The organism is Streptomyces sp. NPDC094147, from assembly GCF_044764265.1.
In the GTDB taxonomy this organism is placed as follows: Bacteria; Actinomycetota; Actinomycetes; order Streptomycetales; family Streptomycetaceae; genus Streptomyces.
On sequence record NZ_JBIWHT010000066.1, the window covers coordinates 1 to 8,625 of the forward strand.

At 66.8% G+C, this 8,625-nt stretch carries 7 protein-coding genes; 6 read left to right on the forward strand and 1 reads right to left on the reverse strand.

Annotated features, from left to right (window positions below; genetic code table 11):
- Positions 1 to 216: 216 nt before the first annotated feature.
- The 6 genes from ACIQ8J_RS35445 to ACIQ8J_RS35470 all read left to right on the forward strand — a co-directional run bounded on the left by ACIQ8J_RS35445 (position 217) and on the right by ACIQ8J_RS35470 (position 7,780).
- The gene (locus ACIQ8J_RS35445) at positions 217 to 462 is read left to right on the forward strand and encodes a hypothetical protein (protein ID WP_403278196.1); all 246 of its coding nucleotides are present in this window, start codon (positions 217 to 219) and stop codon (positions 460 to 462) included.
- A gap of 30 nt (positions 463 to 492) precedes the next feature.
- A complete protein-coding gene (locus ACIQ8J_RS35450; protein WP_403608141.1) occupies positions 493 to 969 on the forward strand; it encodes a transposase in 477 nt (158 codons plus the stop codon).
- A gap of 727 nt (positions 970 to 1,696) precedes the next feature.
- Entirely contained in the window at positions 1,697 to 2,512 is an 816-nt protein-coding gene (locus ACIQ8J_RS35455) for a transglycosylase family protein (RefSeq protein WP_403278195.1), read from the forward strand.
- A 229-nt stretch (positions 2,513 to 2,741) separates the two neighbouring features.
- Positions 2,742 to 4,781 (forward strand): hypothetical protein, encoded by a 2,040-nt coding sequence (locus ACIQ8J_RS35460; protein WP_403278194.1) that lies wholly within the window; start codon positions 2,742 to 2,744, stop codon positions 4,779 to 4,781.
- A gap of 410 nt (positions 4,782 to 5,191) precedes the next feature.
- A complete protein-coding gene (locus ACIQ8J_RS35465; RefSeq protein WP_403608139.1) occupies positions 5,192 to 5,959 on the forward strand; it encodes a trypsin-like serine peptidase in 768 nt (255 codons plus the stop codon).
- A gap of 354 nt (positions 5,960 to 6,313) precedes the next feature.
- Entirely contained in the window at positions 6,314 to 7,780 is a 1,467-nt protein-coding gene (locus ACIQ8J_RS35470; RefSeq protein WP_403278192.1) for a sensor histidine kinase, read from the forward strand.
- A gap of 47 nt (positions 7,781 to 7,827) precedes the next feature.
- On the opposite strand, the gene ACIQ8J_RS35475 is transcribed toward ACIQ8J_RS35470, so the two are convergent.
- Positions 7,828 to 8,538, reverse strand: coding sequence for a response regulator transcription factor (locus tag ACIQ8J_RS35475; protein ID WP_403278191.1), 711 nt, complete (start codon positions 8,536 to 8,538; stop codon positions 7,828 to 7,830).
- Positions 8,539 to 8,625: the final 87 nt, after the last annotated feature.

Sequence of the window (8,625 nt, forward strand, 5' to 3'; positions counted from 1 at the left end):
ATTACAAGGGTCTCGCCAAGACCCACCTGCAACACGTACTCACCGCGATGGCCCTCAACCTCGTCCGCATCGACGCCTGGCTCAACGGCACCCCAGGAGCCGGTCCGGCACCTGCGTGACCTGACCCGCTACCGCACCAGCCTGACCGCTGAGCGGACCCGGGAAGTCCAGCGGCTGGAGAAGGAGCTGGAGGACGCGGGCATCAAACTCTCCAGCGTGGCCACCGACATCATGGGCGTCTCCGGACGGGCCATGCTCGCCGCCCTGATCGACGGCGAACGCGATGTCCACGCCGTGGCGGAGTTGGCCAAAGCCCGCATGCGCCCCAAGATTCCCGCGCTGGTTGAGGCCCTGACCGGGAACTTCGGCGAACACCACGCCTTCCTCTGCCGCCTGCACCTGGAACGCATCGACCACCTCACCGAGGCCATCGGCCAACTGTCGGCGCGGATCGAGGAGTAGATACTCCCTTTCGCACGCCGTCTTGAGCTGCTGCAGACCATTCCCGGCGTCGGCCAGGGGGTTGCCGAGGTCATCATCGCCGAGAGCGGCGGAGACATGTCCCGCTTCCCGACCGCAGGCCACCTCGCCTCGTGGGCCGGGGTCTGCCCCGGCCATCACGAGTCCGCCGGCAAGCACAAGTCCGGCCGCAGACGCCACGGCAACCGATGGCTCGGTGCCGCGCTGGGCACCGCGGCGATGGGCGCCTCCCGCACCCGGGAGACCACCTACCTCGGCGCCCGCTACCACCGGCTCGTGCCCCGCCTCGGCAAGAAGAAACCCCTCGTCGCCCTCGAACACTCGATCCTGACCGCCGTCTGGCACATGCTCACCCACGACACCGAGTACGCCGACCTCGGCGGTGACTACTACGCCAAGTACGACCCCGAACGCGCCATGCGCCGCATCACCCGCCAGGCCAACGCCCTCGGCTTCACCGTCCGCTTCGACCCCATCCAGGCCGCATGAACACACGTCAGCCACTACCTCGCTGACCTGGGCTCATCTCTCATTTTCGGACCAGGTTCCGTCCTGCACAAAGAGCTCCTCGCCAAGGGCTACTTGGGCCACGATCAGCGAGTGTAGTTGGCCGTCACCCCTACGGCGCGGCCTGCCCTTGGACGAACCACGCGATCGATCACCATGGCTGCCGACCGACATAGTCGGTAGAGCGCACAGTGCCCGCGACGGCTGCTCGAAAACTGACCGGAGCTCCACCGAACCCACGAACCAGTATGCCAGTTCGCCACCAGGCTTGACGCCCGTGATGCCGCACCCTTCGCGTCATGACGTGGGATGTCCTCGCCGTCAGGCGAGGCATATGCCCGACCGGCACGGTGTAGGAGAGGCACCGCCCGGTCGGGAGATTGCAGCTGCTGATGCAGATCGCCGCGGGAGGACACTGCGAGCTGGCCCGACGTTCACACGAAACGCACAGAGAACGCTAGAGACGATGGACCCAGGTCGGCACGCGCCGAATGGCCGCTCTGAAGTCCGTTGCGGAGACGTGTGGGCTGACCCGCCCGCCTCTGCTCAGCAATGAGAGCGGGGCCCTGTAAGGCCCTGCTGTGCCCCGTATGGCGCCACCGTCTCTCGCCACAGGAACCTCAACATACTCATGTCCCTCTTTCCTCACGCCTGGGCCCCCACCAGGTCCCATCGGCGCCGGACGGCGGCCGCGATCGCGCTGGCCGCTATGGCTTTCCCTGTGTGGAGCGCCGCCGACGCCCAGGCCGCACCGGTATCCGTCTGGGACGCGATCGCGGCCTGTGAGTCCTCCGGCGACTGGGCCATCAACACCGGCAACGGCTTCTACGGCGGTCTGCAGTTCACCCCCAGCACCTGGCAGGAGTTCGGCGGCACCCAGTACGCTCCGAGCGCTGAGCAGGCCACCAAGGAACAGCAGATCACCATCGCGGAAAAGGTCCTCAACGTCCAGGGCCCTGGCGCCTGGCCCGTGTGCTCGGGTCAGGCCGGCCTGACCCGGGGCGGCACCGCCCCGGACCTGGGCGGCACGGGCACGGCCGCATCCGGTCAGCCGGCCGCTCCCGCCGAGGGCCACAGCGCCTCTGTCCCGGCTGCGGAGCAGGCCTCCGGTCTGGGGTCGGCCGCCACCGCGCCGCTGGACCAGGACCAGGTCATCACCCCGTACCACGAGTCCGGGGCCATGTGGTCCAGCGGCTACCACACCGGGGTGGATTTCGCCGCGGCCGAGGGCACCCCGGTCAAGGCCATCGCCGCGGGCCAGGTCGTCAGCGCGGGCTGGGGCGGCGCCTACGGAAACCAGGTCGTCATCCGCCACCCGGACGGCCTCTACAGCCAGTACGCCCACCTGTCCCAGATCACCGTCCACGCGGGCGCTGAGCTGAGCACCGGCCAGCAGATCGGCCTGACTGGCGCGACTGGCAACGTCACCGGCGCGCACCTGCACTTCGAGATCCGCCCCACGCCCGACTACGGCTCCGACATCGACCCGGTTGCCTACCTGCGCACCCATGGCGTCGCCCTCTAACTCGCCCACCACGGCGCACCAAAATCACACCCGGCCCCTCAGCGTCCCCTACCACCGGTCATGTGAACCCGCCCTGACCGGGGCACCAGCCGGCGGACGCCCGGAACGGCCGGGTGCACGCCGCCCCAGCAGCGGTGCTCAAACCACCCGGCTCCGCCACTTCGGCCACGCTCCTTGCCCGAAGCGGGCAAGGCCGTCTTCATCCCCATCAAGGAAAGTCACTTCCGTCATGCGTATCAGCAAGAAGACCGCCATATCGGTCACCGCGGTCATGAGCCTGGTGCTCCTCGGCGAGATGGGCGCGCAGACGGCGATGGCCGTCAACGCCCCCACCATCAAGTCTGCCGCCGTCTCGCAGGCGACCTCGAATGCGGCTATCGCCAATGCCCGCAAGGCCGTTGTCGACAAGCTCACTGCCCAGGGCGCCACTGCTGCACAGATCGCTACCGCGCAGCAGAACTTCGACAAGGCCCTGGCTCAGGGCAAGACCGCTGCACAGCACGCGCCGGCTGCCGGGACCACCGCAACGCAGGCCACGGGCGTGCCGAAGTTCGAATACAAGACCTACGACCAGCTGCTGGAGCTCGCCCGCAAGCGGCTCGCCGAGGTCAAGGCCGGCAAGCCGGAAGACCAGCGCACCTCCCTGGTCTCCAGCCTGCCCAAGGCCCAGACCTACGCGTCCATGGGCAACGTGTGGAAGGGCGCCGACAAGATCGTCAACGAAGTCGCCGGCCGGTACGCCACCTTCGACGGACTGCGCAAGACGATCGAGAGCGGCGATGACGGCCTCCTCGCCTCCCTGAGCCAGACGAGTTCCGTCCTCGCCCTGGCCAGCGGGCACTACGCCGGAGCCGGCGCACTCCTCGGCCTCGGCGGCGCCGTCGCGAACATCTTCGACCCCTCCGTCCTGAACAATCCCACCAAGCTGCGCGACGCCATCGCCAACTTCGCCTTCTCCGCCGGCTACGCAGCGGGCTACCTGGTTGGCCTCTCCGCCGGGCCGGTAGGAGCCGTCATCTCCGCCGTCACCGTCGCCGGGCAGCTCATCTACGCGCTCGCCACCGAGGGCTGGGACGCCTTTGTCAAGGACCTCACCCTGAACGGCGCGGCTGCGATCAACCTTTTCGCCACGGGACTATTCGGCGAGAACGATCCGCTCGTCCGCCTGCTCAACCAGCCGGACTGGAACAAGATCGAGAACGAGTTCGCCGACGGCATGGTCCCGAAGCTGTCCGATCTCCAGCATCTCTCGTGGGTCGCCAGCTTCATCAAGATCGCCGAGAAGCAGGGCAAGGCCGGCTGGGAGTCCTACCAGTACCTGGAACAGCTCGCGGCCTCCTTCACCGCCTACGCCGAAGTCCAGCTCGACTACGCGTACCAGCACAGCGACGACCACGGTCAGGCCGCACAGGACAGCCTTAAGGTCAACAAGCAGGCCCTGCGCGACGAGCTCGCCAAGCACCTCAAGACCACGCGGGACAACGGCATCAAGGACCAGGCCGGCGCCATCAAGGCCGAGGTCTTCAAGCAAGAAAACAAGGACGGCTACACCGAGATGGGCGGCAAGGTCTTCGGCGCCCAGAAGTACGAGCTCATCGTCGATGCGCTTCGTGCCAGCGGGCACCAGGTGACGGAGTACCGACGCGACAAGAAGGATCTGGACTACCTCTCGGTCGACGGCGCGGGGGTCGGTTCGTCACTGGTCACGCATCTGGGCAGGGGGTACGACAATGCCTCAAACCGGGCCAAGGCCCAGGGCGAAGCCGCATGGGTCAGGCAGACCGACATCGGCAAGGGCCTCGGCCTGACCGACGAGCAGAAGAAGGCGATCGACAAGGCCATCACCGACGCCTACGGCGACACCATGAAGATCGGCAAGGTCGCGGTTCCGACCGAGGTCATGAAGAACAAGGGGGGGTACCTGATTGCGGACAACGACGAGTGCATGGGCGACAACGGCTCGGATCAGCCCGGAGTCGTGGACTGTAGCAGCAGCTCGGCATCCGCCTGGGAGTATTCACACTCGTCCGGCGGGAGCTTTCAGGTCCGGCTCCGGGGGAAGGGATATCTGCTCATCGACGGTGCATTCAAAGAGGGTACGGCCGTCAAGTTCAAATCTTCCGGCAGCCTGCTCATAATTCCGAACGCCGACGGGGTTCCTACCATTGCCAATTCCAAAATGGGACTGGGCAGCAAGGACGGGAAGCTGATTATCAGCAGTACCTTCAACGTCAAGATGTATCAGGATGGCCACCTGGTGACCAAGTAGTCCGTAATCCCAACTTGGATCAGTACTGCAGAGCCGCTCGCTGCATACGGCGTGAGGAAAGCGGCATGGCCGGGGAGGCTGAGGGTCGATGATCGCCACGGGTAGCTCGGCATTTCGCCTTCGCTCTGGTGGCCTTCCCGCGCAGCCGTCCGTGGAACTCGGCAATCGGTTTGTGCCACGCCAGTACTGCCATAGGGCGTGGACCCGGTCCCAGCCGGCAGTCGATCGGCAGGGCCCGCCACGGCGGGTCTGTGCGATCACGTTCGCGCCGGAAGGGGCTCGCAGAGCTGACCACTTCGTGCCTCGCGGTTAGCCGCGAGGCACGGGGTGAGCTGGCGGCACTCACAGTGCAAGGTGCACGACCGGCCATCAGGAGGTCCTCGCCGTGCGGCGAGGCAGGGGTAGAGGCCATGCGCATTCCGAAAACGAAGCGGGCGGTGCGGTCACTGCTCGCACTGGGTGGCGTTCTGACCGCCACCGGCGCCGCGCCCGCCGGCACGGTGGGTACGGTCGGCGTCGTGCCGGAGTCCCGGCGGGTGCCGGGAGACCAGCCGGCCTATGTGGGCGCGCTGTTCCATAAGGATGTGCACGGCGGTCATTGGTGCACGGCGTCTGTCGTGCATAGCCCGTTACGGAACCTGATCGTCACGGCAGCGCACTGTCTTCCCGCAGGCGTCGATGGCAGGGCGGTCTCGGACACGGTCTTCGTGCCCGCCTACGCCAACGGCCAGGCTCCCCACGGCGCCTGGAAGGTTGATAAGGCCTACGCCGACAAACGATGGGTCACCGATCAAACCGAGGACGCCGACCTTGCCTTCACGACCGTCGCGGCGCGGGACGGCAAGCGGATTGAGGACGTCACCGGGGCTTCCGTACCGGACACCAGTGGCACGACCGGGAACAAGGTCACGGTCACCGGCTACAACCGCGCCGAAGAGTCCGCCCTCACCTGCACTACTGTCACGAAGGCCTTCGGCGACAGCCACCAGTTCATGGAGTGCCCACGCTTCGATTCCAGCACCAGCGGCAGTCCATGGATCACCGCCGACGGTCGCCTCACCGGAGTCCTCGGCGGCTACCACGGCGGCGGCGACAGCCCCGAGGTGTCCTACAGCATCCGGCTCGACGAAGATGCAGCCGCCCTGTACCGGAAGGCGACCAGGCCTGCCAGCGCCTGAGCCTGTCGTCAACCGCCGCACCGGGGTTCCCCGAGATGCGGCCGGGAGTGAGGGTTGGTCAGATGGGTCGCAGGCGTGGAACCCTGACCACGTCTACTCACCCGGACAGCCCGCTGTCAGTGATGGGCACGATTCAAGGATTGGAATGGGCCGACGGCTGTGGATCCGCCCACGTGGCGGTTGCTCCCCAGGCTGGCGGCGCTGGGGAGACCGACGACCCGAGGGCTGCTCCGGAACGAGGTGTCACTGGTGATGAGCCGTCGGACGAGGTTGCGACGTGTGCCCTTGCATGTCCGGCTCACAGTGATCATCGTGTTGTGTGCGACAGCGGGGCTCCTCGCCTACGCCGCTGTCATGAACCAGCAGTTGACCGACCGGATCACTGCCAGGTGGGTCGACACCGTGCGGCAGGACACCTCTGGGGCACAGGCCGTGATGGGGGAGATCGATGTACGCACGGGCGAGGACGGCCGTGCGCTGTCCGAACCGCTACTCCCAGCTCAGCGAGCCCAGCTGGCAAAAGAACTGGCGATCAGCATCAGCCGGCACTCCGTCGCGATCTGGCGCCCCGACAGGGGGGAGGTCATCCACGCATCCGGCGCCTTCGGCCAGATGGTCAACCCCCGAGAGAGCGAGCTTGTTCCTCGGATCATCGCCAGCGTGCCACAACAAGGAACCAACTCGTCGGCCAACGAGAACACTTTTGACGGACGCAAACACATCGACGGCGTCGAGTACTACCTCGACGTGACGCCCACGCACCTGTTGCCAGGACAGCTGATCATCGCCACCTCTGACCCGGAAGGCAAAGCCCTCCTCTCGGTGATCGGGACTATCCGGGTCTGGGCCGGGATCACGTTCATTGCCGTCACCGCCATCGCCGCCTGGTTCAGTGTCAGCAGGAGTGTCCGTCGCCTGCAGGCCATCGCAGTTACCGCTGAACAGATCGCCGCGGGTGACCGCTCCCACCGTGTGCCCCTACCCGCGGACGGCACCGAGATCGGAAAGGCGGCGACCGCGCTGAACACGATGCTGGACGAGAACGAGAAAGCCTTCGCCGACTTGCACGCCTCGGAGCTGCGGATGGTGCAGTTCATCGGCGATGCCTCCCACGAGCTGCGCACCCCGCTGGCTGTCGTGCGCGCCTACGCCGAGGTGCTGCGCGGCGGCCACGACATCGTGGAAACCGAACGAGAGCGGGCGCTCACCCGCATCGAGGCCGAGGCCACGCGCATGACGACACTGGTCTCCGACCTGCTGACGCTGTCACGGCTGGACGCCGATACGGCCCCGCACCGTGAGCGCGTGGACCTTGCTGGGCTCGCCACCGACAGCGTCACCGACATGCGCCTGCTCTCGCCCGGGCATGCCATCACCGCGTCCATCAGCGGTGACTGCCACGTGCACGGCGACCCCGACCAGCTGCACCAGATGCTGGTCAATCTCCTCGCCAACACCCACCGCCACACCCCGCCGGGAACGCAGGTCACTGTCACCGTCACAGGCGGACCCCACCACGTTCAGGTCTCCGTACGCGACGACGGCCCTGGCCTGACAGCCGACCAGGCAGTCCATGTATTTGACCGGTTCTTCCGGGCAGATACCAGCCGCCAGCGCATGCAACAGATCGCACCGGGGAGCTCAGCACCCGACGGATCCGGGTCAGGCGCCGGACTCGGGCTCTCCATCGTGGCAGCGATCGTCACCGCTCATCACGGCACGGTCACCGTCGGCTCCCGTCCGGGCGAGGGGGCCACGTTTGCCCTCACCCTCCCTGCCGCCGCCTCTCTCCCCCACGGGGATCCGGCAGTCGGCCGCTGACTGCATCGGCATCAGCACGCAGACGGCATGCCCCAAGTACTGCCGGGTCACACCTCGCTGTGGGGCTCGTTCAGGCGCAGGATGTACCCCACTCCGCGGACCGTGTGAATCAGCGGCGGGCCCAGGGGGTCGAGCTTGCGGCGCAGGTAGGAGATGTAGGTGCCCAGGACGCCGGGCTGTACGTCGCTTTCGTCTCGCCAGACCGCCTCGAGGAGTGCATCGCGGGTCAGGACCTGTTCCGCATGGCTGAGTAGAGCGCAGAGCAGGCTGCACTCCGTCGCGCTCAACTCGACCGTGCGGGACCCTCGGCGGGCTTCGCGGGCAGCTGGGTCAACGGTGAGGTCGGCATAACTGAGAGGGGCATTGATTGCATCGGCGGGGGGCTCGATGCGGCGCAGGATGGCCCGGATCCGCAGCGCCAGCTCGGCGGTGCTGAACGGTTTGGTCATGTAGTCGTCGCCGCCGGCGCGCAGCCCCGCGACAGTGTCTGCCGTGCTGTCCCGCGCAGTGAGGAAGAGAACGGGTACATCCGATCCGGATCCCCGCAGGAGACGGCACAGGGCCAGGCCGTCGATGTCGGGGAGCATGATGTCCAGCACGATCAGGTCAGGATCGCTGCGGGCACAGGCCTCGAGTGCCTGCTGCCCCGAAGCGGCATGGGTCATCGTGAAACCAAACTGCCTCAAGCCCAAGCCAATCGCGTCCGCGATATAACTGTCGTCTTCGACGACCAGGACATGACGCAAGGGCTCAGACATCCCATGACGTTTCATGTCAAGCGGGATGGGGTTGGGCGTGGTGTGACCAGGCGGTCGCTTCGTCGTAGGTGGTGCGGGTCTTGAGGC